This is a genomic window from Bradyrhizobium sp. ORS 285 (assembly GCF_900176205.1).
Taxonomy (GTDB): Bacteria; Pseudomonadota; Alphaproteobacteria; order Rhizobiales; family Xanthobacteraceae; genus Bradyrhizobium.
In genome coordinates, this window is record NZ_LT859959.1 from 4881081 (window position 1) to 4904429 (window position 23349).

Below are 23349 nucleotides of genomic sequence, written 5' to 3' on the forward strand. Positions count from 1 at the left end.
GAGCGGAACGGCGCTCAGAGCACGTCGTCGACGGCCTCATCGATCGCGGCATAGATGGTGTCGAGATCATCAGGCGTGACGCAGTAGGGCGGCATCACGTAGATCGTCTGACCGAGCGGCCGTAGCAGGACATTGCCGGAGCGGAAGGAAGCCTGCAGCTTCGGTCCGACCTCGGCCAGGTAGCCCGGCTCATCAGCGTGGAGATCGAGTGCCGTGATCGTGCCGCAGCGCCGCAGATCCGAGAAGCGCTCGTCGTAGCGGAAGCGCGCCAGGCAGCGCGCCTGCGCGTCCGCCACCCCGGCGATCCGCGCCCGCGTCTCCGGCTGTCGCCACAGTTCGAGATTTGCCGATGCTGCCGCGCAGGCGATCGGATTGGCCGTGTAGGAGCTGGAGTGGAAGAACGTGCGCGCGCGGTCGGTCGAACGATGCGCCTCGAAGATCGCATGATTGCACATCGTCACCGCGAGCGGCATCGCGCCTCCCGTCAGCCCCTTGGCATAGCAGGCTATGTCAGGCGTGATCTCCGCCTGCTCGCACGCGAACAAGGTGCCGGTGCGGCCCCAGCCCGTCATGACCTCGTCGGCGATGAACAGCACGCCGAACGCCTGGCAGATCCGGTGCATCTCGCGCAGCACCGTGGCCGGATACATCAGCATGCCGCCGGCGCCAAGCACCAACGGTTCGACGATGAAGGCCGCAGGATGATCCCGCCTGCAGATCTCCGCGAGTGCATCGAGGGTCGCTTGTTCCTGGCCCTCTGCCGGAAACGGCACGACGGCCACATCGAACAGCAACGGCTCGTAGGCCGCATTGAACACGCCGCGCGCGCCGACCGACATCGCACCGATCGTGTCGCCGTGGTAGGAGTGCTGCATCACCACGATGCGCGTGCGCGGCGCGCCGATGTTCTTGAAATATCCGAGCGCCATCTTCAGCGCGACCTCGACACTGGTGGCGCCGGAGTCGGAGAAGAACACATGCGCGAGGCCGGGCGGTGTGAGCTCGAGCAGCCCGGCGGCGACCTGCTCCGCCGGCTCATGCGTGTGGCCGGCGAAGATGACCTGGTCCAATCGTTCGGCCTGCGCCTGGATCGCCTGCACGATCGCCGGGTGGCAATGGCCATGCGTAACCACCCACCAGGAGGCGATGGCATCGATGATGCGGCGGCCATCCGGGGCGTAGAGATAGGCGCCTTCGCCGCGGACGATCGGGATCATCTCCGGCTGCAGCGCATGCTGCGTGAACGGGTGCCAGATCGGCGAGGTTGTTGTCTGCGTCATCGCTCGAAGTCCGACCGCCGAAACGCGGCTGCAAAAACCTGCTGCAACGACGACGCGGTCAGCGGCGCAAGCCACGGCAGGCGGCCGAAATGCTTCACCGCACCGAGACGGCAGATCGTCTGCTCATTGTCGGGATGAGCTTCGCCGATGAAGGCGATGCCGAGCACATCGATGCCGCGGCTGCGCAATGCCGACAGTGACAGCAGCGAGTGATTGATGGTGCCGAGACTGGTGCGCGCGCACAGCACGACCGGAAGACGCCAGCGCGCAAAGACGTCGAGATACAGCGTGTCGCCATCGAGCGGCACCATGAGGCCGCCGGCGCCTTCGATCACGATCGGCAGGTCGTCCGCGTCGGGCGGCTCCAGGCGGAGCGGATCGATGCTGACCCCTTCCAGCCGCGCGGCCAGATGCGGCGACGCCGGCTCGGCCAGACGATAGCGCTCGGGGATCACTCGGTCGTCGCCGAGCCCGGCGAGCTGCTGGACGCGGAGCGAGTCCGTTTCCTCGGCAAGGCCGGCCTGCACCGGCTTCCAATAGCGCGCGCCGAGCAGCCCCGCCAGGCCGGCGGAGAACACCGTCTTGCCGATGCCGGTATCCGTCCCCGTGACTACGATGCGCTGCGCCATCGCGGCTCTCCTTCGAGCTCGACCAGAGAATCGAGCAGCGCCGTGATCGCGGCCTCGTCGACGTTGGAGGTCAGCGACAGCCGCAGCCGCGCCGTGCCGGCCGGCACCGTCGGCGGCCGGATGCCGCGGACGTCGAAGCCGCGCTGCTGCAGGCTTTGCGCAAGCGCCATCGCGCGCGCATTGTCGCCGACAACATAGGGAATGATCTGCGACGACGACCAGGTCTCGCCGAAGCGCGCGACGATCTCGCGATGCGCGAAGGCCACGAGCTGCGCCAGCCGCTCCCGGCGCTCGGGCTCGTCGGTCAGGATCGCCAATGCCTCCGAGACGGCCACGGCCATCAGCGGCGACGGCGCCGTGGCAAAGATGAAGGGACGGCAGCGGTTGATCAGCGTGTCCCTCAGAACGCGATCAGCCGTGACCAGCGCGCCCGCCGCGCCGAGCGCCTTGCCGCAGGTGTGCACGACGACGACGTCGTCGCGGCCCTCGAACCGTGCGGCAAGCCCCCGCCCCTCCGGACCATGCACGCCGGTCGCATGCGCCTCGTCGATCAACATGAAGGCGTCGTGGCGTTCGGCCACCGCGATCAGATCGTCCAGCGGCGCCGTGTCGCCATCCATGCTGTAGAGGCTTTCGACAACGATCCATGGCCGACCGACACCGCCGTCCCTGCGCCACGCCAGAATCCTGTCCTCGGCGGCATCAGCATCGTTGTGCTTGAACTGACAGATCTCCGCGCGGCCGGCGCGCGCCCCCTCGTGCGTGCTGGCGTGCACGAACGCATCGAGCACGAGCAGATCGTCGCGCTGAGGCAGCGTGGTGAGCACAGCGAAGTTCGCGATATAGCCCGAGCCGAAGAACAGCGCGCTGTCGGCGCCGAAGAAGCGCGCGGCGTCCGCCTCCAGCCGTTCATGCTCCACGCAATTGCCGCGCAGCAGCCGCGAGCCGCCGGCGCCGACCGGCGTGCCCGCCTCCATCGCCGCGGCGATCGCGCGCTTGATGCGCGGGCACTGCGCGAGGCCGAGATAATCGTTGGAGGAGAAATCGAGACCGGATCGCGGACTGAGTTGTCGCAGCCTGTCGTCCGCTGTGAGAACCTGCAGCCCGTTTGCATAGATCGCCAATTTGTCGGAAGACATATTGTATCTCCATCGGTCAGCCGCACTCGCTCGGAGCCGGAGAACCATGCGGCCAAGGTCGGGGCCTCGCCCTTCGAGACGCCCGCCCGAAGGGCGGGCTCCTCAGGGTGAGGGGAAAGCGGTTCGGCGAAGCCGCCAAGCACCACGACAAATCAAGCGCCCGCCCCCGGTCCTCATGCACGCACTGCTCATCGTCCAGTTGCAGTTCCGATTGCGGAGCCCATCCCTCATGGTGAAGAGCGCCGCGCACGTGATCGAGCCGTCGGGACAGGTCGGAATGGCGGCGCGTCTCGAACCATGAGGCCCCAGCCCTACGACATCACGCAGTCACTGATTGATGCGCCGCTTCGCTTGCATCTTCTCTCTCACGCGCCGTCAACGACGACGTCATGCCGAGCCGCGCCAGCAGATCGGCGTCGCGCTCGGCTTGCGGATTGGCCGTGGTCAGCAGAACATCGCCGATGAAAATCGAATTGGCGCCTGCGAGCAGACACAGGCTCTGCAATTCGTCGCTCATGTACTGCCGTCCAGCGGACAGCCGCACCACGCTCCGAGGCATCATGATGCGCGCCACCGCGATCAGCCGCGCCAGCGCGATGCCGTCGGGCCGCTCCGCCGTGTCGTTGACCGGCACGCCCTTGACCTCGTTCCACATGTTGATCGGCACGCTGTCCGGATGCGCTTCGAGATTGGCCAGCAGCATCAGCATGCCGAGCCGATCGTCGACCTCCTCCCCCATGCCGATGATGCCGCCGCAACACGTCTTGATGCCGGCCTCGCGCACATGCGCCAGCGTGTCGATGCGATCCTGCAGGGTCCGCGTAGTGATGATGCGGTCGTAGAACTCGGGCGAAGTATCGACGTTGTGGTTGTAGTAGTCGAGCCCGGCGTCCTTGAGCCGCTTCGCCTGCGCCGGCGTCAGCATCCCCAGGGTGACGCAGGTCTCCATGCCCAGATCCTTCACGGCGCTGACCATGTCGCAGACCTGGTCGAGGTCGCGGTCCTTCGGACTACGCCAGGCCGCCGCCATGCAGAACCGCTCCGCGCCGGCCGCCTTGGCACGTTGCGCGGTCGCAATCACCAAATGGTGGTCCATGAGCTTGGTCGCCTTCAGGCCAGTGTCGTAATGCGCGCTCTGCGAGCAGTAGCCGCAATCCTCCGGACAGCCGCCGGTCTTGATGCTGAGCAGGCTCGCCGTCTCAAGCCGGGTCGGGTCGAAGTGCCGGCGATGCGTGGACTGGGCGAGAAACATCAGGTCCGGAAACGGCAGGCCATACAGCGCCTCGGCCTCGTCCCGCGTCCAGTCATGACGAACGGCGTCGCCCTGCTGGATTGGCTCCGACGACGAACTGCTGAGACCGGTCATGCTGACGCTCCACGATTATAGATTTTCATAGATATTATCTATGAAATTTCGTTCTTCTTGGACCGTAGGCCACCGCAGCTTCCCCCGCATCAGCTTTTTCGATAGATAATCTATCTCATGCAGGACGAGAACCTCACCACCGCGCATCGCATCGCCGACGCCATCACCGAACGCATCGTCAGCGGCGCCCTGCCCCCGGACGCGCCGCTGCGGCAGGACCACATCGCCCGCGAGTTCAACTCGAGCCACGTGCCGGTGCGCGAGGCGTTCCGGCAACTCGAGGCCATGCATCTGGTGGTCGCGATGCCCCGACGCGGTGTGCGGGTGGCGCCGCTCGATGCGAAATCGACCAAGGAGATCGTCGAGATGCGGGTGGCGCTCGAAGTGGTGGCCCTGCGGAACGCCGCGCCGCGCTACACGCAGGCGCATCTCGCCGCGATCGAGCTCGCGCTGATCGAGGGCGACAATGCCGAGACCATCCAGGAGTTCGAGACCGCCAACCGCGCCTTCCACCGCGCTTTGGTCATGCCTTGCGCGATGCCCCGCCTGCTCGCCAGCCTCGACGGACTACGCCTCGCCAATTCGCGCCTCGTCCTCACCATGGCCCGCACCGCCGGCTGGCGCCCGCGCAGCAACGGCGATCACAGGCTGATCCTGCAGGCGCTGCGCGAGCGGCAGATCGGGCATGCCTGCGAGCTGCTGACGCGGCACAACCAGACGATCGAGCGGCTGGCGCGGCCGGTCGGTGCGTAGCTCTGCACAGAGACTCTAACGGTCAGATGGACGGCGGGTGACGTCCGGCCTCATCTGCGACCGAGCGTGCTCATTTGCGCGGTCTAAGCGGCCGGCTACAGCCTCGATCTCGTTCGTCAGCAGCCCACCGGCATAGCCGGTTGGAAGGCCGGCGAGATCTTCAGCGGTGTCGAGCCCAGTTGAGAAGTCGCCACCGCGGTAAGGGCCGACGACAAAAACCACGCTTCCAACTGAAGCCATCCGTCCAAGGAAGCGATTGGGCCAGCCCCAGAGCCACGGCGCGACATTGATGGGCACAAAAACCGCCATGGACCCGCAGGCCTGCGGCGTCGCGCCGGTCCAGCCATATGCAATGTAGCGAAGAAGACATGCCTTCAGGGACCTTCGCGACGCCGTTTTGACTCCTGGAACCGCAGCATGCAGGGCAGCGATTGGTTTGTCGCCGCCATACGCCATCAGCAACGCCCTCCGCTCGGTTGTTAGGCCTCTTAGGACGGCCGCAAGCTTCTCTCCCTCTGCGGGATCGTCGCTCTTCACGTTGATGAGGAACGATTGTTTCGGAAACGTTCGAAGAACGTCATCAAGCGAGGGCATCGCCCCTATTCCGGTGCCCCGGAACGGAAATGTGGCTCCGCCGTCGGCGGTGTAGCCATAGCCGATATCGAGCGTCTTCAGATACGCCATCGATTGCTCGCGAGTCACGCCATGACCATTGGTGCGGCAGTCGAGCGTCCAGTCGTGGAAGACCGCAAATTGCGCGTCCGTCGTCGGATGTACATCGAACTCCACGACGTCCGCCCCTGCTTCGAAGCTCGCACGCATGGATGCGATCGTGTTCTCGAGATAGTGATGCTTCGGCGGCAGTATGCGGGATGCGGTGCAGGTCTGGTTCGTGAGGCCCTCGGTCTCAAACTGCTGCGCGATACCGCGATGCGCGAGAAGAACGGGCTTGCCGGGGAATGCCGGTGCAAGCAGGTTCGTGTTGTTGAAAAAGATGGTAGCGGCCAGCGCCACCACGACAAACAGTGTGTAACGCAAACCTCGCCGCACCCCTGTCGTCCTTTCGTGCACCAGCCGTATGAGCGACGGTCGGCTTTATCGTACATGCAATCGGTGAGAAGTTTGGAATGCAGCACTGGTCTTTGCTGGCGCGGGCGGACGCGAGTTGGATGAGTCCGGTTCGGGTCGAATGCGGACATGCCCAGAGCGGCTGCAAACGTCGGCTTTGGCTCATAGCCAGAGATACGCTAGGGACTGCACCACGATCACCCCCCGGGGCCGTCTTTCATGATGTACCCCATCAGGTCGTCGACGTTGTGCTCCAAATCCCGGATGATGTTCTTGACGACGTCGCCGATCGAGATCACGCCGACGACCTTGTCCGCGTTCAGCACCGGCAGATGGCGAAAGCCGCGCTGGGACATCATCGCCATGCAACTGTCCAGCCCGTGGTCCGGCCTGACCGTCACCGGGTTGGCCGTCATCACTTGGGCAACCGGCGTCTCCTTCGCGTCGAGCCCAGGCAGCAGCACCTTGATGGCGCAGTCGCCCTGGGTGATGATGCCGACCAGCGCACCGTCGTCGACGACCAGCACCGAGCGGACCCTGTTGTCGCGCATCTGGCGCAAGGCTTCGACGACCATGTCGCGGGAGCGAACATGGATCAAGGAGTTGCTCTTCTGGGCCAGAGCGTCTTTGACTGTGCTCATCGATCTCCTCGTGGGCTCCCTGTTTTGTCTGCCTTGTTGGTCGGCATGCAAGCCTAGCCCAAATAGGTTGCCGCGTCAGCACCGCCCAACGCCGCCGGCCCACCCTCACGCATAAGCCCATGCGCCCGCGACGGCTGGGGCTCTCGCCCGCGCCCGTGTACACGCTCGTCGCAGACGCGCGCACCAAAGGCCCCACAGGTCCCCATGTCCAACCGCCACCATGCCTCGAAGATTGTCGGCGACGACCCGGCCGATGGCCTGCCGGCCAGCCAGCGGCCCTGGGCGATCGCGGCGATCTTCACGGCGCTGTCGATGGCCTCGCTCGACGTCGCCATCGCCAACATCGCGCTGCCGTCGATCTCCAATGATCTGCACGTGTCCCCGGCCGAGGTGGTCTGGGTCGTCAACATCTATCAGATTGCGCTGGTCGCGACCTTGTTGCCGCTCGGCGCCCTCGGCGAGATCGTCGGCCACCAGCGCATCTATCTCGGCGGCCTCCTGCTGTTCACGCTGGCCTCGGTCGGCTGCGCGCTGGCGTGGTCGCTGCCGACATTGGTGATCGCCCGTGCGCTGCAGGGGCTCGGCGCGAGCGGCATCATGAGCGTCAACACGGCGCTGGTGCGCTACGTCTATCCCGGCAAGATGCTGGGGCGCGGCCTCGGCCACAACGCGCTGGTGGTCGGCATCTCCTTCACCTTCGGTCCCACGATCGCCTCGGCCATTCTCTCGCTCGGCTCCTGGCCGTGGCTGTTCGCAATCAACCTGCCGTTCGGCCTGATCGCGATCGCGATCGGCATGAAGATGCTGCCGAAGACGCCGCGCGCCGAGCACGCCTTCGACTTCCTCGGCGCCGGCCTCGCCGCTGTTTGCCTCGGCCTCTTCATCACCGGCATCGGCAGCGCCGCGCATGGCGCGACGCCTGCGATGGTGGTGGCGGAACTCGTTGGGGCGCTCGTGCTCGGCATCACCCTGACGCGACGCCAGGCCGATCATCCCGCGCCGATGCTGCCGATCGACCTATTCCGCCGCGGCGTGTTCGCGCTGTCGGCGGCCACGGCGGTGTGCTCCTTCTCGGTGCAGGGCCTCGGCTTCGTCTCGCTGCCGTTCTACTTCGAGGACGTTCTGCAGCGCTCGCAGGTCGAGACGGGCTTCTTCATGACCCCGTGGCCGCTCGCGGTGACGATCATGGCGCCGATTGCGGGCCGGCTGTCAGACCGCTTTCCCGCCGGCCTGCTCGGCGGCATCGGCCTCGTCATGCTCGGAACCGGCATGGCGCTGCTCGCGATGCTGCCGGAGAACCCGAGCATCCCGAACATCGTCTGGCGCATGCTGATCTGCGGCATCGGCTTCGGCTTCTTCCAGGCGCCGAACATGAAGGCCATCATGTCAAGCGCCCCGCCCCACCGCAGCGGCGGCGCCAGCGGCATCGTCGCCACGGCCCGTCTGACCGGCCAGACCACCGGTGCGGCGCTCGCCGCATTGTGCTTCAGCCTGGCCGGGCGCGACGGCGCAACGCTCGCCTTGGCGCTCGGCGCGGGCTTCGCGGCGCTCGGCAGCGTGATGAGTTTCCTGCGGCTGGCGGTGGCACCGCCCCGCGGCTGATGAGTTCAGGCGAACTACAACCCCGCCCCATCACAAATCTTCCGCGCCGCAAACGCATATTCTTGATTTGAAGGATGCAATCGTTCGCGCCACAGTGTCCCCCTCAGTTCAACGGGCGCGTTGAACGAAAGGGATCTGCGATGGCAAACCTCACGATTAACGGAAAATCCTATTCGCTCGATGTCGAGCCGGACACCCCGCTGCTGTGGGCGATCCGCGAGAATGCCGGACTGACCGGCACCAAATATGGCTGCGGCATTGCACAATGCGGCGCCTGCACGGTGCATCTCGACGGCACCGCCGTTCGCTCCTGCGGCGTCACCGTCTCGGAAGCCCAGGGCAAGCAGATCACCACCATCGAAGGCCTCGCGGCGGACAACGGCCTGCACAAGGTGCAGCAGGCCTGGCTCGAGAACGATGTTCCGCAATGCGGCTATTGCCAGAGCGGAATGATCATGGCCGTGGCCGCGCTGCTCAAGGACAATCCGAAGCCGAGCGACCAGGACATCAACGACGCCATCACCAACATCTGCCGCTGTGGAACCTTCGCGCAGGTGCGCGAGGCGATCCACGCCGCGGCGAACGCCTGAGGAGGCCGGCATGAACCAGCACGTGACGCCGCGCCTCAACCGCCGCTCCTTCGTCATCGGCACCGCCGCGATCGGCGGCGGCCTCGCGCTCGGCCTCGACCTTCCGTTCGGCGGCCCGCAGGTGGTGCGCGCCGCGGATGGCTCGCCGGAGGTCAATGCCTGGGTCGTGATCCGTCCCGACGACACTGTGGTGATCCGCATCGCGCGCTCCGAAATGGGTCAGGGCTCGCTGACCGGTCTCGCCCAGCTCGTCGCGGAAGAGCTCGCCTGCGACTGGAGCAAGGTGACGACCGAATATCCGACACCCGGCCAGAACGTCGCGCGCAAGCGGGTGTGGGGCGATTTCTCCACCGGCGGCAGCCGCGGCATCCGCTCGTCGCAGGACTATGTTCGCAAGGGCGGCGCGGCCGCGCGCATGATGCTGATCCAGGCCGCGGCCGATGAGTGGAAGGTGCCGGTCGCCGAATGCACGGCCGCCAACAGCGTCATCACCCACAAGGCGTCGGGCAAGACCACGACCTACGGCAAGGTCGCGGAAGCCGCGGCAAAGCTTTCACCGCCCGCCGACGTCAAGCTGAAGGATCCGAAGGACTGGACCCTGATCGGCAAGGGCGTGAAGCGCTTGGACACCGCCGACAAGGTCACCGGCGCGATGGTCTACGGCGCCGACCTCAAGCTGCCGAACATGCTCAACGCCGCGATCAAGGATTGCCCGGTCACCGGCGGCAAGCTCAAGAGCTATGACGAGGCCAAGATCGCCGCCATGAAGGGCGTCAAGAAGGTGGTCGCGGTCGACGGCACCGCGGTCGCCGTCGTGGCCGATACCTGGTGGCACGCGAAGACGGCGCTCGATGCGCTGCCGATCGTGTGGGACGAAGGCCCGAACGCGAAGGTCTCGTCGGAGTCGATCGGCAAATGGCTCGCCGAAGGCCTGGACTCCGGGCCGGCTTTCGTCGGCAACGAGAACGGTGACGCCAAGGCTGCGCTGGCGAGCGCGGTGAAGAAGGTCGAGGCTATCTACAACTATCCCTATCAGAACCACGCCACGATGGAGCCGATGAACGCCACCGCGCTCTATACGCCCGAGCGCTGCGAGGTGTGGTGCGGCACGCAGAACGGCGAGGCGGCGTTCGCCGCGGTGCTCGAAGCCTCAGGACTTCCCGCCGACAAATGCGAGGTGCACAAGCTGATCCTCGGCGGCGGTTTTGGCCGGCGCGGCCAGACGGACTACGTCCGCCAGGCCGTGCAGATCGCCAAGGCGATGCCGGGCACGCCGGTCAAGCTGCTGTGGTCGCGCGAGGAGGACATGACGCATGGCCGCTATCATCCGATCACGCAGTGCAAGCTGACCGGCGGCTTCGACGCCGACAACAATCTGACCGCGCTACATATGCGCATCTCCGGCCAGTCGATCCTGTTCAGCCTGCGTCCCGATGCGCTGGTCAACGGCAAGGATCCCGCGACCTTCCAGGGGCTCGCGCCCTCGGGCGAGGCGACGATCGGCTACTCCGTGCCGAACCTCTTGATCGAACATTCGATGCGCAACCCGCACATCAATCCGGGCTTCTGGCGCGGCGTCAACGTGAACCAGAACGCGATCTATCTCGAATGCTTCATGGACGAGCTCGCCAACGCCGTCGGCCAGGACCCGCTGGAGTTCCGCCGTAAGCTGATGGCCAAGAACCCGAAGCATCTCGCGGTGCTCAATGCGGTCGCCGAGAAGATCGGCTGGGGCACGCCGGCGCCGGAGGGCGTCTATCGCGGCCTTGCTCAGTTGCACGGCTATGGCAGCTATGTCGCCGGCGCGGCCGAGATCTCGGTGATCGACGGCACCAAAATCAAGGTCCATCGCATCGTCGCCTCGACCGATCCGGGCTATGTCGTCAACCCGGCGCAGGTCGAACGGCAGATCGCGGGCTCGTTCGTCTATGGCCTGTCGGCGCTGTTCTATGGCGGCTGCACCGTGAAGGACGGGCGCATCGAGCAGACTAATTTCGATACGTACAACTCGATGCGCATCGCCGAGATGCCGAAGGTGGAATCGATCATGATCCCGAGCGGCGGCTTCTGGGGCGGTGTCGGCGAGCCGACCATCGGTGTCGCCGCGCCAGCCGTGCTGAATGCGTTCTTTGCCGCCACCGGCAAACGCATCCGCTCGGTGCCGCTGCGCGACCAGAACATCACCTTCGCATGAGAGACACGGCGGCAGCCATTGGAACCAACGGCTGCCGCCGTGCTAGTCTGACGACATGACATTCACCCGGCCGCGCACGCGCAGAGAGGTCGGCGGCCTGATCGCGGCAAGTGCTGCCATGATCGCCGTGCCCGCCGTGCTGCGCGCGCAGACGGCCGCGCGCGTCGTCGTGATCGGCGGCGGTTTTGGTGGCGCCAGTTGCGCCCGCGCGCTGCGCAAGGCCGATGAGAGATTCGACGTCGTGCTGGTTGAAGCCAACAAGACCTTCACCTCCTGCCCTCAAAGCAGCGAGGTGATCGCCGGCTTGCGCGACATCGGCGCGCAGCAGTTCGGCTATGACAAGATCGCCGCCGAGGGCGTTCGCGTCGTGCTGCAGGCAGCCACTTTAATCGATGCGCCCGCGCACAAGGTGACGCTCGCCGACGGCACGACGCTGGACTATGACCGGCTCGTGCTCGCGCCGGGCATCGACATCGATTTCACCGCATTGCAGGGCTACGACGAGGCGGCCGCCACCGTCATGCCGCACGCCTACAAGGCCGGCGAGCAGACGGTGCTGTTGCGCCAGAAGATCGAGGCGATGCCCGACGGCGGCACGGTGGCGATCGCAGTCCCCGCCAATCCCTCGCGCTGCCCGCCCGCGCCGTACGAGCGCGCCAGCCTGATCGCGTATTATCTGAAGACGCGCAAGCCCAAGTCGAAGGTGCTGATCCTCGACGCCAAGGACAATTTCTCGCAGCAGAAGCTGTTCGAGAACGCGTGGCAGCAGCTCTATCCCGGCATGATCGAGCGCATTCCGCTGTCACAGGGCGGCCGCGTCACCGGCGTCGATGTCGCGACACATACGGTGATCACCGAGTTCGGCAACTACAATCCCGAGGTCGCCAACATCATCCCGCCGCAAAAAGCCGGCCGCATCGCACAGCTTGCCGGCGCGGTCGACCGCACCGGCTGGTGCCCGATCGACGCCGCGACGTTCGCCTCGAAGCTCGTGCCGGACGTCCATGTCATCGGCGACGCCTGCCTCGGCGGCGGCATTCCGAAATCGGCGGGCGCAGCGCAGGCGCAGGGCAAGGCCTGCGCGGCGGTGATCACGCGCGATCTCACCGGAGCAACATCCGAGCCGCCGCCGCTGACCGGCGTCTGCTACAGCCTCGTCGCGCCGGACTACGCGTTCTCGCTGTCGGGCGTCTATCAGCCGAAGGGCGATCTGTTCGCTGAAGTTGAAGGTGGCAAGACAAGCCCGGTGGATGCACCGCCGGCGACCCGCACGGCCGAGGCGGAGGCGGCGACGGCCTGGTTCAAGGCGCTGACCCATGATGCGTTCGGCTAGCTGCATCATCGCGGTGCTCATGACCACCCTGCCCGCGGCCGCCCTCGCGCAGGCGCTGACGCCCTACACGATCAGTGGCGACGGCATCGCGCAATCGCTCACCGGCCAGCCCGGCGATCCCGCGCGCGGCCGTGCGCTAGTGCTGGCGCGCAGCTCGACCTGCATCCTCTGCCACTCCGGCCCATTCCCGGAAGCGCGTTTCCAGGGCGACCTCGCCCCAAACCTCGCCGGCGCCGGCAGCCGCGCGACGATCCCGCAATTGCGGCTGCGGCTGGTCGATGCCTCCAGCATCAATCCGCAGACGATCATGCCGTCCTACTACCGCGTCGAGGGACTGACCCGCGTCGGTTCCGCCTGGCGCGACAAGCCGATCCTGTCGGCGGAACAGATCGAAGACATCGTCGCCTATCTCGCGACCCTGCGCGAGTAAGCCTATATGATCAGCATGTTCGACCCGCTTCACCTCTCGCGCCGCCACCTGCTGCAACTGGCAGGAACCGTCACTGCCACGAGCGCGCTCCCGCTGATCACCGTCCGCCCGGCGCAGGCGACGCCGGCGATGCTCGCCTCCGCCATACGCAATCTCGTCGGGGAAGCCTATGTGCAGGCCGGCAAGATCCGGCTCGACATTCCGCCATTGGTCGAGAACGGCAACACTGTGCCGATGACCGTGAGCGTCGATCACCCGATGACGCCCGACAACTACGTCAAGAGCATCCACGTCTTCAACGAGAAGAACCCGCAGCCCAACGTCGCGAACTTCCATCTCGCGCCGAGCGCCGGCCGCGCCCAGGTCACGACGCGCATCCGGCTCGCCGACACCCAGAAGGTCGTGGCGATCGCCAAGCTCTCCGACGGCACGTTCTGGTCGGCGAGCGTCGACGTCATCGTCACGCTCGCCGCCTGCACCGAGGAGATGCCGTGATGCCCGCCGCCCTCGTCAACGTCCCGCCCAAGGCCAAGAGCGGCGCTGTCATCGAGATCAAGACCTTGATGAGCCATGTCATGGAGCCGGGCTATCGCCACACCGCCGCCGGCGAGGTCGTGCCGCGCGACATCATCACGAGCTTCACCTGCAGGTTCAACGGCGCCGAGATTTTCCGCGTCGATCTGTATCCCACCATCGCCGCCAACCCGTTCCTGTCGTTCTTCACCACGGCCAGCGAGAGCGGCAAATTCCAGTTCGAATGGATCGGCGACAATGGTTTTGTCGCCACCGCGTCGGCAGCGATCACGGTCGAATGAGGCCGCGTGTTCTCCTCGCGGCGGCACTGCTCGGCATGGCGCTGCCCGTGCTGGCCGGCGAGATCACGCCTTCCGACCGCCGGTCCGGCTATGAGTTCATGTCGTCAGACAGCAAGGCGATGCAGGACGACGACACCGCCAATCCCGCGATGCTGTCGGTGCTCGACGGCGAGACGCTGTGGACGACGAAGACTGGCGCCGCCAACAAATCCTGCAGCGATTGCCATGGCGCCGTCGACGTCAGCAAGAAGGGCGTGGCCGCGCGTTATCCCGCCTTCAGCGCCGCCAGCGCCACACCGGTTGATCTCGGCCAACGTGTCAATCTCTGCCGCAGTCAGCACCAGGAGGCGGATGCCTTTGCGCCCGAGAGCCGCGAGCTGCTTGCGCTGACGGCGCTGCTCGCCAAGCAGTCGCGCGGCATGCCGATCACGGCCGGCGATGATCCGCGGCTGAAGCCCTTCGTCGCGCGAGGCCGCGAGTTGTTTGTCCAGCGCCAGGGCCAGCTCAATCTCGCCTGCGCCAATTGCCACGACGACAATTGGGACAAGCATCTCGCGGGCTCCGCGATCACGCAGGGACAGCCGACCGGCTACCCGATCTATCGCCTCGAGTGGCAAGCCATGGGCTCGCTGCAACGCCGCCTCCGCGGCTGCATGACCGGCGTCCGCGCGCAGGCGTTCGATTTCGACACGGCCGACATGATCGCGCTGGAGCTCTATCTGATGTCGCGCGCGCGGGGCATGCCGATGGACGCTCCGGCGGTGCGGCCGTGAGCGGTCAAACCTCACGCATGTGGATCACTCGTCATGCCCGGGCTTGACCCGGGCATCCACGTCTTTCTTTCCGGACAACGTGGATGGCCGGGTCAAGCCCGGCCATGACGGCCGAGAGACCTTCAGCCCCAAGACCTCACGCCTCCACTTTCCGTACCTTCCTCGCCAGCACCGCGATCGGATCGATCGCCGTCGCGGGGCCTTCCGAGGCCTGCTTCATCAGCGGATCGGCGGCGATGAAGTCGATGAAGGTGCGGACCTTGGCGGAGAGGTATTTGCGGCTCGGATAGACCGCCAGCAGCGGCGCCTTGATCGTCAGCAGTTCCGGCAGCACCGCCTCGAGCCGGCCGCTCGCGAGATCGTCGGCCATCAGCCAGCGCGGCAGCACCGCCATGCCGAGGCCTGCGACGGCGGCCTGGTGCAGCAGCGTCTCATTGCCGCTGATCAGCACGTCGCGGAAGCCGAGCGCGACCTCGCCGTCGGCGTCGGGGACCAGGATCGTGCTCACCGGATAATGCGCGTATTTCAGGAAGCCATGACCATCGAGATCGGCGAGCGTCGCCGGCCGCCCCGCGGCGGCCAGATAGGCCGGTGACGCCACGAGCTGCATCAGCACCGGAGGCAGCGGACGGGCGATCAGCCCGTCTCCCGGCGTCGCGGAAACGCGCAGCGCGAGATCAAAACCCTCCTCGACGAGATTGACGAGGCGGCCGCTGAGATCGAGATCGAGCACCACGTCCGGATGGCGCGCGTGATAGGCCGCGAGCATCCCGGCGAACAACGGATTAGCGAACCACACGGGCGCGCTGACCTTCAACGTGCCGCGCGGAATTACGGTGGCCTTGCTGACGACGGCCTCGGCCTCGTCGAGCTGATCGAGCATCGGTCGGACTTGGTCGAAATACACCTGCCCCGCCTCGGTCAGCCCGACGCGGCGGCTGGTACGGTTGAGCAGCCGCGTCGACAACCGCTGCTCCAGCTGCATGACGTGCTTGGACGCCATTGCCGGCGACAGGTTCAGGCGGTCGGCCGCCGCGGCGAAGCTCTTGAGCTCGGCGACTTGGCAGAATACCCGAATACTGGTCAGCGTATCCATCATCAACCTAGAGGAAATGATACTTCAACGATAAGCATAATGATCAAGTCGGACGAAATCATCAATGTCGGCTCAGGATTCAATCCCGGAGAGACCCCTGATGTCCGCGACGACGACCAACGATCTTCCGCTCCAGCCCTCTTTGGCCCTGCGCATCGGCCTGTGGACCGCCCAGGCCCTGCTCTTTGCCCTGTTCACTTTCGCCGGCGTGACAAAATTGTTCACGCCGATCCCGGAGCTGTCGCAGATGATGCCGTGGGCGGGCGAGTACTCGGTCGGCTTCGTCCGCAGCATCGGCCTGATCGATCTCGCCGGCGGCCTCGGCATCCTGCTGCCGTCGCTCACCCGCATCCTGCCGCGCCTCACCGTGCTGGCCGCGCTCGGCTGCACCACCTTGCAGGTGTTCGCCTTCGTCTTCCACATCTCGCGTGGTGAAGGCGCGGTGACGCCGCTGAACGTCCTGCTGCTGGCGCTGTCGGTGTTCGTGCTGTGGGGCCGCAACAGCAAGGCGCCGATCGCGCCGCGCGGCTGAGCCCCGTTTATTCGACGCTGGTTGATCCAGCGCCGGCGTCCCATCTCGCGCGTTCCAAGGAAGCAGCGATGAGCGACCCTGTCGCACCAGTCTCGCGCCGCGGCTTTCTGGCTGGCGCGACGGCCCTCGGCGCCCCAGCCCCCGCCGTGCCGGCCCTCGCCCAGCATCACGCCGGCATCGTCATCCTGATCGACCGCAACGATCCGCATGTGATGGGCCACGCCATCAGCTATTCGGGCAATCTCACGCGGCATTTCGCCAGCCTCGGACAGACACCCATCATCGAGGTCGTCGCCAACGGCACCGGCATCGATGTCTTCCGCGCCGACAAATCTCCGCTGCTGGAGCCGATCGCTGCGCTGCGCCAGATGTATCCGCATATCGGCTTCAGCATGTGCGCCTCGTCGAAGGCGATCGCCGAAAGCAAGGAGAACCTGACGATCCAGCTGATCGACGGCGCCAGGCTGGTGCCGTTCGGCATCGGCCGCGTCGTCGAGCTGCAGCGCAAGGGCTGGGCCTATATCCATGGCTAGCTCGGCGGCTTCAAGCGCGCTCACGCGCCGCGCAGCCCTCCTGGGAGCTGCGACCACCCTGCTCGGATCGTCACTGGCTCTCCGTGCCGCTGCCGATGATCCGAGCCCGCCGATGTTTCGCAGCGGCCGCAGCCAGTTCATCGTCGAGCGGCCGCGCAAACCACTGCCGCCGCTCAAGCTGCAGGAGCTGAACGGCAAGGACGTCACGCTCGCGCCCAAGCCGGGCCATGTCACGCTGGTCAATCTCTGGGCCACCTGGTGCGCGGCCTGCAAGACCGACCTGCCGACGCTCGCCGCGCTGGAGCGCACGTGGATGCCGGCGCTCGACGTCTGGACCATCTGTACCGATCGCCGCGACGTCAAGACGATCCGCCGCTATGCGGAGGCGATCGCGATGCCCCGCCTCTCCTTCGCCGACCCGCATGCGCAGGCGACCAACCCGGCCAATGCCGAGACCTCCATCTTCGCGACCCCGGCGATGCCCATCACCTATCTGATCGGGACCAGCGGCTTGATCGAAGGCTATGTCACGGGCGCTGCCGAATGGCTGTCAGAACCCTGCCAGGCTTTGCTGCGCTACTATCTCGATCTGCCGTAAGCATCAAAGCCGGCGGCAAGGCCGCCGGCTGCAGCTATCAGTCACGGGTTGAGCTACTCCGCCGGCGCCGCGTGCATGTCGGCGTGCGGCACGTAGCTCTCGGACATGCCGAGCCGGCCCAGTGCAAACAGGCCGGCCGCGACCACGACGTAGGCGGCGGCGACCGCGGGTGTGACGCCGACCCCGACCGCCTCACCATGCATGAAGCCGAAGAAGGTCATCACCGCCCCGGCCAGCGCGAACGCCGCCGCCTTGGTGAAGTCGCGCTCGATCACGAACACGCCGATGGCGCCGAGCACGAGGCCGGCGAGGATGGAGCCGCCGCCCATCACCTCAAGGCCGTGATACAGCACGCCCTGCTGCGGCAGCGCCGCGATCGCCGCCGTCTTCACCGCATCGACCTTGTCGGCCGCCAGCCCGCCGACGCTCTGCGCCGCGGTCACCGTGGACACCAGCATCGTGTCGATCTGCAGCTTGGCCCAGGCGGCGAGATGCGGGGTGAAGGCGAGCACGATCGCCGGCGCGTGCTTGACCGGCGTGGTCTGGAACGCCTGTGCGCCGATCAGCATGCCGATGTAGAGCTGGATCGGCGAGATCGCGACCACCGGCACCAGCGCCAGCAGCACCGAGATGATGCCGAGCCACGACAGCACGATCACCATCAGGCCGGTCGCCGCGGAATAGCCGATGCGGCCGCCCATCGCCTTCCAGCCGGGATGGCCGAAATAGACCGCATTGATGAACGGGTTGCCCATCATGCAGCCGATCAGGCTGACGACGCCGTCGGCGGTCAGCACCCGCGTAGTCGGATATTCGTCGCCAGCCGCTTCCGCACTCTCGACATTGTCCATGGCCTCGACGAGGTCGTAGATGCCGAACGGGATCGCGGTCACCAGGATGATGCCGAGATATTCGAAGCCGGAGAACACGGTGCCGAACGCCGGCAGCGGCACCGAGAAGCCGAAGCTTGCAAAGGCATCACCGACGCCCTTGACGCTGAGGCCGCCGAGCCCAAGGCCGAACAGGTTCGAGCCCCAGGCGATGATCATGCCGACGGCGATTGCGACGAGGCCGGCCGGCAAGCCCTTCGGATATTTCACGCCGCCGAACCAGCTCACGAGAATGATCGCGAAGCACACCAGCCCGATCTGCGGCGTCATGTACATCTCCAGCGCCGGCCGCATCGAGATGAAGGTGACGGAGACGCCGGCGAGCGTGCCGAGCAGCGCGGCGCGCGGCGTGATCTTGCGGATGTAGGGGGCGATGAAGCCGCCGATCATCAGGATGAAGCTCTGGAAGAACACCCAGACGAGGCCGGCCGACCAGCCCTTCAAAGGATCGCCAGTCTTCAAGGTGATCGGCAGCATGATCACGAAGGTGACGATGAACATGTGCGGCACGCTGACGCCCGACGGCAGCGCGCAGACGTCGGTCCGTCCGGTCTTCTGCGCCAGCCGATAGGCGAGGAACGCGTAGTAGAGAGTCGACAGGCACATCATCAGGCCGAGCGCCGGCAGGATGCGGCCGAACACCAGGCTGTCCGGCATCTTGAGCACGAAGCGCAACAGCCCGGTGAGGACGAGCATGTTGACGAGGATGTTGGTGCCGAAACCGAAGAACGCGTTCCAATCGCCGGGTGTCCAGAGCACCGGCTTGAAATCCGCCTTGACCGAGCTTGCCGTCCCGCTTCCGCTCATCGCCTTGCTCCCCTGTTTGCCGTCAGCGACTACATGATCGAACTCATCCGTCTCAGATCTCTCAGTCCGTCTTTCAGGCCATCTCTCAGGTCATGGCCTTCAGCACCGCGGCGGAGTCCGCGACCCAGCCGAAGATGCCGCCCTGCGCCTTGATCATTTTCAGGCCCATCTCGTGGAATTCCGGGAAGTAGGACGCGCAGCCGTCGGAGATGACGACACAGCGATAGCCGCGGTCATTGGCCTCACGCACGGTGGTGTTGACGCAGACCTCGGTGGTGACGCCGCACACCAACAGGTTCTCGATGCCGTGCTGCTTCAGCACGTCGCCCAGCTCGGTCGCGTAGAACGCGCCCTTCCCCGGCTTGTCGATCACGACCTCGCCGTCTGTAGGATAGAGCGCGGCAATGATGTCGTGCCCGGCCTCGCCGCGAATGAGGATGCGCCCCATCGGCCCGGGATCACCGATGCGGAGCGACGGCGCACCGCGCTCGACCTTGGCCGGCGGCGCGTCGGACAGATCCGGCTTGTGGCCTTCGCGGGTATGGATCACCAGCATGCCGGTCTTGCGCGCCGCCGCCAGCACATTGGCGATCGGCTGCACCGCGCGCGCAAGCTGCGAGACGTCATTGCCGAGCGTTTCGCCGAAGCCGCCAGGCTCCATGAAGTCGCGCTGCATGTCGATGATGACGAGCGCTGTCCTGGACAGGTCGAGCGCGATCGGCTCCGGTTCGGCGATGATCGTTGCGGTTGCCGATGCAGCTGGGTTCGCCATGTCGCCGCGTGCCTCCCCGCGAAAATGCGTCGCAGAAGACGAAGCAAGCGGTGTGCCATTGTGTACAATTGGGCTGAGGGCGACAGCGGTCGCGAAGCGCGAACTAATTCAACAGGTTGGTCAGATCACCGAAGTTGCCCGCTTGCTGAGCAGGCTCGTTCAACGGGAATCGCAGCCCATTTCATGAGCGTCCATTGCATGCAACGATCACCCCGCTGCAACTCGGTGCGGCAGCAAACCGACGGAGTTGGACCTCATCCCATGCCGGAGGTTGAACACCGATCGCGCCCCACAACAGGTGTCGTCCCGGGCTTGACCCGGGACCCATAACCACGGGCCGCAATTTGTCGCGCAGACGTCGACCAGATCGCTCTCACCACTCCCGCCGCGGCGTATGGGTCCCGGGTCAAGCCCGGGACGACAGCGGAGGACGAGGCGGGCATCTTTCGATAAAAATAATCGACTTGCTATTTTTCAGAATTAATGATTATCTCCCAACATCCCGCCTCAAGCAGAAGGGGCGTAGCGCGCGATCGTCACGACACGCGAGGCGGGGATGCGGTGGCCGCGAAAGATCGCAGCGTTCTCGGCAACGAGGGCGTGGACGAACGATCGCTCGCGGACGTGAAGTCGCAGCGTCCTGACACCCCGACGCTGGTGTCAAGCCGCGATGGCACTGACGTGCTGCGTGGTGATGGTGGCCAAGAAGCCCGGCGCACCAGGGAGACTGCGTATAAGCGTGAAGACCATCGCGCAGGGAATGCCGGCGTGTTCCGGCTTTGCCTGTGGTACCTGCCGCCTGCATTTTTTCCGCAGGCGGGCCATGGGTGAGGCCCTCACCCGGCATTCCCTGCGCCCTCTGCATCTTGCGAGGGACGAGTTGATCGCAAGCCTCGGGCGTGATGCGCCGCGAGATCGAGATGTCATGTCCGTGCTGTTTGAGACTGTGAAACCGGCCCCAAGCGACGCTGCCGTAGGGTGGGCAAAGGCGCGCCCCGGACCTGCGTTGCCGGCAAATCTCTATCCCGCGCCGTGCCCACCATGATGACCGAGCAAGCGGATGCACGGTGGGCACGGCGCGCGATGAACCGGAGCAAACAGCTCACAGCCCGGCGCGCCTTTGCCCACCCTACGGACTCTGACTGATAGTTCGCTCGCGATGCGGAGCGGTGAATGCGCCTCACCCCGAAATGTCGTCCCGGACAAGCCATGACGCGCGTCGGCGCGGCGGGGCGCCGATCCGGGACCCATACTCCGCAGCAGATGTGTTGGGCAAAAGGCCAACGATCAGCCTGCCTCAAACCTCTCCCTGGGGGTATGGGTCCCGGCTCAAGGCCGGGACGACGGCGGTGGTCGTGGTCACGGCTCAGCGTCCCGCGACGATCAAGACGCCTGCCTCGCCGGCTTGCGCTCCACCGGATGGATGTCGATGCCGCGCAATCTGCCTAGCCGCAGCACGTCCATCGCCACGGTGCGGCCGATGCGGTCGCGGTCGAGGACGCGGATCAGATCATCGACGCCGTTGATGTCGACGCCGTCGAGCTTGATCACGACATCGCCCGGCAGCAGCCCGGCGCGCGCCGCCGGGCCGTCCGGCTCGATCTGCATCAAGAGCGCGCCCATCTTGTTCTCGACGCCGGCGAGCAGCGCATGACGCCGCGGCACCGGCGCGGTCTGGCCGGAGACGCCGATATAGGCGCGGCGGACGTAGCCGTGGCGGATGATCTCCGACAGCACGAACTGCGCGGTGTTGCTGGCGACCGCAAAGCAGATGCCCTGCGCGCCCTGGATGATGGCGGTGTTGATGCCGATCACCTCGGCGGCCGACGACACCAGCGCGCCACCGGAATTGCCCGGGTTGAGCGCCGCATCGGTCTGGATGACGTCCTCGATCATCCGGCCCGAGACCGAGCGGATCGAGCGTCCCAGCGCCGAGACGACGCCGGCGGTGACGGTCGACTCGAAGCCGAGCGGGTTGCCGATCGCGACCACGAGCTGGCCGCGCCGCAGGCTCTTGGAATTGCCGAGCGCCGCGTAGCGCAGGTCGCGGGCGTGGTTGGCGCGCAGCAGCGCGAGATCGGTGTCGGGGTCGACGCCCAGCACCTGCGCGTCGGTGACGACGCCCTCGACATCACGCAGCCGGATGGCCTTGGAGCTGCCGACCACATGACTGTTGGTCAACACGAGCCCATCCGGCGAGATCACGATGCCGGAGCCGAGCCCGCCGCGCTCGGCGCGGGAGCCGGCTTTCGGTCCGGTCTCGACGCGCACGACGGCGGGGCCGACCCGCTCGGTGACGTCGATGACCGCATTGGAATAGGCGTCGAGCAGCGCCCGGTCATCGACCGGGACGGCAGACGGCGCTTGCGCCGGCGACAGAGCGTCGCCGGCGACATCGGAGGTGAAATCCAGCATGACGTAATTCCTTCGTAACGTCAGATGGGTAGCTGGCCCCTCCAACGCAAGACGGGGCGCCTGCCGCGAACCTGGCTGCCCTTGGCGAGACTCATGTTCAATGTGATAGGACTTCAATCGGGTATTTCATGATTGTGATTGCGAGAGAAAACATGCGGCTGCGAGACCGGCTGTTGTCATTATGTGCGGCGATGGTGATGGGGGCCGGAATGACTGGCGGTGCGCTGGCGGCGACCGCCACGGTGCGCAGCGGCGACACCATCCAGCTCGGCGACACCGTGTATCGGCTCGACGGCATCGATGCGCCGGAGGTGGACCAGCTCTGCATCGACGACCACGCCGATCCCTGGAGCTGCGGCGTCGAGGCACGCGAGCAGCTCACGAAGCTGATCGGCGGCCGCTCGGTGCGTTGTGAGGATCTCGGCCCGGACAAGCCGCTGAAGACCCGCAAGATCGGTCTCTGCGCCGTCGATGGCGACAAGCTCAGCCTGAACCAGCAGGTCGCGCGCGCCGGCTACGCCGTCGGCGTCGACCCAGCCATGAAGTATCGCGGCAAGGACGACATTGCCGCCGCCAAGGACGCCGCGCGCGGGCTGTGGAAGGGCTGCTTCATCGCTCCCGCCGAGTTCCGCGGTGACAAGAAGGATGGCACCCTGCTCGGCGCCGCCTGTCGCGCCGATCGTGATCGCGAGATCCGCGCGGTGCTGTTTCCGGAAACGCCGAGCGCGCCGCCAGGCTGCACCATCAAGGGCAAGTTCGCCGTGCGCGCCCGGGTCACCGGCAATATCGGCATCTATCACCTGCAGGGCTGCCCGAGCTATCCCGCGACCACCGAACCCGACCGCTGGTTCTGCTCCGAGGACGACGCAAGGGCGTCGGGTTTCCGCCGCGCGTTCAATTGCAGGGCGGGGAAGAAGTGAGCTGGCACTGAATCGTAGGGTGGGTAAAGCGGCGCCGCAGGCGTCGCGTGCCCACCATCTGTCCGAGCATGCCGGAGATGGTGGGCACGGCGCGGGTGAGTTCGGCGCAACACAACAGATGCTCTGGCGCGCCTTTGCCCACCCTACAGAACTAACGACAAGACTCCAAGTTG

Annotated in this window: 24 protein-coding genes; 14 read left to right on the top strand and 10 right to left on the bottom strand. The window is 66.1% G+C overall.

The window, feature by feature from the left end:
- Nucleotides 1-14: 14 nt before the first annotated feature.
- The 4 genes from BRAD285_RS21985 to bioB form a co-directional block, all read right to left on the bottom strand.
- Complete coding sequence (locus tag BRAD285_RS21985; RefSeq protein WP_006611959.1) at nt 15-1280, bottom strand: adenosylmethionine--8-amino-7-oxononanoate transaminase; 1266 nt, start codon at nt 1278-1280, stop codon at nt 15-17.
- Nucleotides 1277-1909 carry a dethiobiotin synthase gene (bioD, locus tag BRAD285_RS21990; protein ID WP_006611960.1) on the bottom strand — a complete coding sequence of 211 codons (633 nt, stop codon included), beginning with the start codon at nt 1907-1909 and terminating at the stop codon, nt 1277-1279. The genes BRAD285_RS21985 and bioD overlap by 4 nt, the downstream gene beginning before the upstream one ends.
- Nucleotides 1891-3048, bottom strand: a complete 1158-nt coding sequence (locus BRAD285_RS21995; RefSeq protein ID WP_006611961.1) for an 8-amino-7-oxononanoate synthase — start codon at nt 3046-3048, stop codon at nt 1891-1893. Before BRAD285_RS21995 ends, bioD begins: the two co-directional genes overlap by 19 nt.
- Nucleotides 3049-3367: 319 nt before the next feature.
- Nucleotides 3368-4414, bottom strand: a complete 1047-nt coding sequence (bioB, locus tag BRAD285_RS22000) for a biotin synthase BioB (protein WP_006611962.1) — start codon at nt 4412-4414, stop codon at nt 3368-3370.
- A 117-nt stretch (nt 4415-4531) separates the two neighbouring features.
- Here bioB and BRAD285_RS22005 point away from each other — a divergent pair, with 117 nt between their 5' ends.
- Nucleotides 4532-5167, top strand: a complete 636-nt coding sequence (locus BRAD285_RS22005) for a GntR family transcriptional regulator (protein WP_006611963.1) — start codon at nt 4532-4534, stop codon at nt 5165-5167.
- A 15-nt stretch (nt 5168-5182) separates the two neighbouring features.
- Here BRAD285_RS22005 and BRAD285_RS22010 read toward each other — a convergent pair whose 3' ends face one another.
- Together BRAD285_RS22010 and BRAD285_RS22015 are read right to left on the bottom strand one after the other, a co-directional pair.
- Nucleotides 5183-6217, bottom strand: coding sequence for a glycerophosphodiester phosphodiesterase family protein (locus tag BRAD285_RS22010; RefSeq protein WP_050886842.1), 1035 nt, complete (start codon nt 6215-6217; stop codon nt 5183-5185).
- A gap of 215 nt (nt 6218-6432) precedes the next feature.
- Complete coding sequence (locus BRAD285_RS22015) at nt 6433-6810, bottom strand: CBS domain-containing protein (protein WP_006611965.1); 378 nt, start codon at nt 6808-6810, stop codon at nt 6433-6435.
- Between the two features lie 270 nt (nt 6811-7080).
- Between BRAD285_RS22015 and BRAD285_RS22020 the strand changes: the two genes are divergently transcribed.
- From BRAD285_RS22020 to soxA, 8 genes are all read left to right on the top strand, one after another.
- Nucleotides 7081-8478: an MFS transporter gene (locus tag BRAD285_RS22020; RefSeq protein WP_006611966.1), complete on the top strand. Its 1398-nt coding sequence runs from the start codon at nt 7081-7083 to the stop codon at nt 8476-8478.
- 140 nt (nt 8479-8618) lie between these two features.
- Entirely contained in the window at nt 8619-9068 is a 450-nt protein-coding gene (locus tag BRAD285_RS22025; RefSeq protein WP_006611967.1) for a (2Fe-2S)-binding protein, read from the top strand.
- A gap of 10 nt (nt 9069-9078) precedes the next feature.
- On the top strand, nt 9079-11262 hold the full coding sequence (locus tag BRAD285_RS22030) for a molybdopterin cofactor-binding domain-containing protein (RefSeq protein ID WP_006611968.1): 2184 nt from the start codon (nt 9079-9081) through the stop codon (nt 11260-11262).
- Between the two features lie 55 nt (nt 11263-11317).
- A complete protein-coding gene (locus BRAD285_RS22035) occupies nt 11318-12595 on the top strand; it encodes an NAD(P)/FAD-dependent oxidoreductase (protein WP_006611969.1) in 1278 nt (425 codons plus the stop codon).
- Nucleotides 12579-13025: a sulfur oxidation c-type cytochrome SoxX gene (soxX, locus tag BRAD285_RS22040; RefSeq protein ID WP_006611970.1), complete on the top strand. Its 447-nt coding sequence runs from the start codon at nt 12579-12581 to the stop codon at nt 13023-13025. The genes BRAD285_RS22035 and soxX overlap by 17 nt, the downstream gene beginning before the upstream one ends.
- Before the next feature lie 6 nt (nt 13026-13031).
- Nucleotides 13032-13520: a SoxY-related AACIE arm protein gene (locus tag BRAD285_RS22045; RefSeq protein ID WP_006611971.1), complete on the top strand. Its 489-nt coding sequence runs from the start codon at nt 13032-13034 to the stop codon at nt 13518-13520.
- The gene (soxZ, locus tag BRAD285_RS22050; protein ID WP_035646373.1) at nt 13520-13840 is read left to right on the top strand and encodes a thiosulfate oxidation carrier complex protein SoxZ; all 321 of its coding nucleotides are present in this window, start codon (nt 13520-13522) and stop codon (nt 13838-13840) included. Before BRAD285_RS22045 ends, soxZ begins: the two co-directional genes overlap by 1 nt.
- On the top strand, nt 13837-14613 hold the full coding sequence (soxA, locus tag BRAD285_RS22055; protein WP_006611973.1) for a sulfur oxidation c-type cytochrome SoxA: 777 nt from the start codon (nt 13837-13839) through the stop codon (nt 14611-14613). The genes soxZ and soxA overlap by 4 nt, the downstream gene beginning before the upstream one ends.
- Before the next feature lie 136 nt (nt 14614-14749).
- Here the strand turns inward: soxA and BRAD285_RS22060 are convergent, their stop codons facing one another.
- Nucleotides 14750-15709 carry a LysR family transcriptional regulator gene (locus BRAD285_RS22060; protein ID WP_035646416.1) on the bottom strand — a complete coding sequence of 320 codons (960 nt, stop codon included), beginning with the start codon at nt 15707-15709 and terminating at the stop codon, nt 14750-14752.
- A gap of 100 nt (nt 15710-15809) precedes the next feature.
- Here BRAD285_RS22060 and BRAD285_RS22065 point away from each other — a divergent pair, with 100 nt between their 5' ends.
- The 3 genes from BRAD285_RS22065 (at nt 15810) to BRAD285_RS22075 (ending at nt 17372) form a co-directional block, all read left to right on the top strand.
- Nucleotides 15810-16241, top strand: a complete 432-nt coding sequence (locus BRAD285_RS22065) for a DoxX family protein (protein WP_035646375.1) — start codon at nt 15810-15812, stop codon at nt 16239-16241.
- A 68-nt stretch (nt 16242-16309) separates the two neighbouring features.
- Nucleotides 16310-16774, top strand: coding sequence for a hypothetical protein (locus BRAD285_RS22070; protein ID WP_006611976.1), 465 nt, complete (start codon nt 16310-16312; stop codon nt 16772-16774).
- A 112-nt stretch (nt 16775-16886) separates the two neighbouring features.
- Nucleotides 16887-17372 carry a TlpA disulfide reductase family protein gene (locus tag BRAD285_RS22075; protein ID WP_006611977.1) on the top strand — a complete coding sequence of 162 codons (486 nt, stop codon included), beginning with the start codon at nt 16887-16889 and terminating at the stop codon, nt 17370-17372.
- Nucleotides 17373-17425: 53 nt separating this feature from the next.
- On the opposite strand, the gene BRAD285_RS22080 is transcribed toward BRAD285_RS22075, so the two are convergent.
- Nucleotides 17426-19069, bottom strand: a complete 1644-nt coding sequence (locus BRAD285_RS22080; protein WP_006611978.1) for a hypothetical protein — start codon at nt 19067-19069, stop codon at nt 17426-17428.
- 85 nt (nt 19070-19154) lie between these two features.
- Entirely contained in the window at nt 19155-19841 is a 687-nt protein-coding gene (locus BRAD285_RS22085) for a cysteine hydrolase family protein (protein WP_006611979.1), read from the bottom strand.
- A gap of 561 nt (nt 19842-20402) precedes the next feature.
- Here BRAD285_RS22085 and BRAD285_RS35855 point away from each other — a divergent pair.
- Entirely contained in the window at nt 20403-20672 is a 270-nt protein-coding gene (locus tag BRAD285_RS35855) for a hypothetical protein (RefSeq protein WP_172889719.1), read from the top strand.
- A 552-nt stretch (nt 20673-21224) separates the two neighbouring features.
- On the opposite strand, the gene BRAD285_RS22095 is transcribed toward BRAD285_RS35855, so the two are convergent.
- Nucleotides 21225-22256 (bottom strand): S1C family serine protease, encoded by a 1032-nt coding sequence (locus BRAD285_RS22095; protein WP_006611981.1) that lies wholly within the window; start codon nt 22254-22256, stop codon nt 21225-21227.
- Between the two features lie 152 nt (nt 22257-22408).
- Here BRAD285_RS22095 and BRAD285_RS22100 point away from each other — a divergent pair, with 152 nt between their 5' ends.
- The gene (locus tag BRAD285_RS22100; RefSeq protein ID WP_371507214.1) at nt 22409-23176 is read left to right on the top strand and encodes a thermonuclease family protein; all 768 of its coding nucleotides are present in this window, start codon (nt 22409-22411) and stop codon (nt 23174-23176) included.
- Nucleotides 23177-23349 lie beyond the last annotated feature (173 nt).

Bases quoted from the DNA above. Each gene is read 5' to 3' on its own strand.
- BRAD285_RS22065 (WP_035646375.1), top strand. From the start codon at position 15,810: ATGTCCGCGACGACGACCAACGATCTTCCGCTCCAGCCCTCTTTGGCC.
- bioB (WP_006611962.1), bottom strand. From the start codon at position 4,414: ATGACCGGTCTCAGCAGTTCGTCGTCGGAGCCAATCCAGCAGGGCGAC.
- soxX (WP_006611970.1), top strand. From the start codon at position 12,579: ATGATGCGTTCGGCTAGCTGCATCATCGCGGTGCTCATGACCACCCTG.
- BRAD285_RS22100 (WP_371507214.1), top strand. From the start codon at position 22,409: ATGCGGCTGCGAGACCGGCTGTTGTCATTATGTGCGGCGATGGTGATG.
- BRAD285_RS22020 (WP_006611966.1), top strand. From the start codon at position 7,081: ATGTCCAACCGCCACCATGCCTCGAAGATTGTCGGCGACGACCCGGCC.
- BRAD285_RS22075 (WP_006611977.1), top strand. From the start codon at position 16,887: ATGTTTCGCAGCGGCCGCAGCCAGTTCATCGTCGAGCGGCCGCGCAAA.
- BRAD285_RS22025 (WP_006611967.1), top strand. From the start codon at position 8,619: ATGGCAAACCTCACGATTAACGGAAAATCCTATTCGCTCGATGTCGAG.
- BRAD285_RS21985 (WP_006611959.1), bottom strand. From the start codon at position 1,280: ATGACGCAGACAACAACCTCGCCGATCTGGCACCCGTTCACGCAGCAT.
- BRAD285_RS22085 (WP_006611979.1), bottom strand. From the start codon at position 19,841: ATGGCGAACCCAGCTGCATCGGCAACCGCAACGATCATCGCCGAACCG.
- BRAD285_RS22095 (WP_006611981.1), bottom strand. From the start codon at position 22,256: ATGCTGGATTTCACCTCCGATGTCGCCGGCGACGCTCTGTCGCCGGCG.
- bioD (WP_006611960.1), bottom strand. From the start codon at position 1,909: ATGGCGCAGCGCATCGTAGTCACGGGGACGGATACCGGCATCGGCAAG.
- BRAD285_RS21995 (WP_006611961.1), bottom strand. From the start codon at position 3,048: ATGTCTTCCGACAAATTGGCGATCTATGCAAACGGGCTGCAGGTTCTC.
- BRAD285_RS22015 (WP_006611965.1), bottom strand. From the start codon at position 6,810: ATGGTCGTCGAAGCCTTGCGCCAGATGCGCGACAACAGGGTCCGCTCG.
- soxZ (WP_035646373.1), top strand. From the start codon at position 13,520: ATGCCCGCCGCCCTCGTCAACGTCCCGCCCAAGGCCAAGAGCGGCGCT.
- soxA (WP_006611973.1), top strand. From the start codon at position 13,837: ATGAGGCCGCGTGTTCTCCTCGCGGCGGCACTGCTCGGCATGGCGCTG.
- BRAD285_RS22060 (WP_035646416.1), bottom strand. From the start codon at position 15,709: ATGGATACGCTGACCAGTATTCGGGTATTCTGCCAAGTCGCCGAGCTC.
- BRAD285_RS22005 (WP_006611963.1), top strand. From the start codon at position 4,532: ATGCAGGACGAGAACCTCACCACCGCGCATCGCATCGCCGACGCCATC.
- BRAD285_RS22070 (WP_006611976.1), top strand. From the start codon at position 16,310: ATGAGCGACCCTGTCGCACCAGTCTCGCGCCGCGGCTTTCTGGCTGGC.
- BRAD285_RS22045 (WP_006611971.1), top strand. From the start codon at position 13,032: ATGATCAGCATGTTCGACCCGCTTCACCTCTCGCGCCGCCACCTGCTG.
- BRAD285_RS22035 (WP_006611969.1), top strand. From the start codon at position 11,318: ATGACATTCACCCGGCCGCGCACGCGCAGAGAGGTCGGCGGCCTGATC.
- BRAD285_RS22030 (WP_006611968.1), top strand. From the start codon at position 9,079: ATGAACCAGCACGTGACGCCGCGCCTCAACCGCCGCTCCTTCGTCATC.
- BRAD285_RS22080 (WP_006611978.1), bottom strand. From the start codon at position 19,069: ATGAGCGGAAGCGGGACGGCAAGCTCGGTCAAGGCGGATTTCAAGCCG.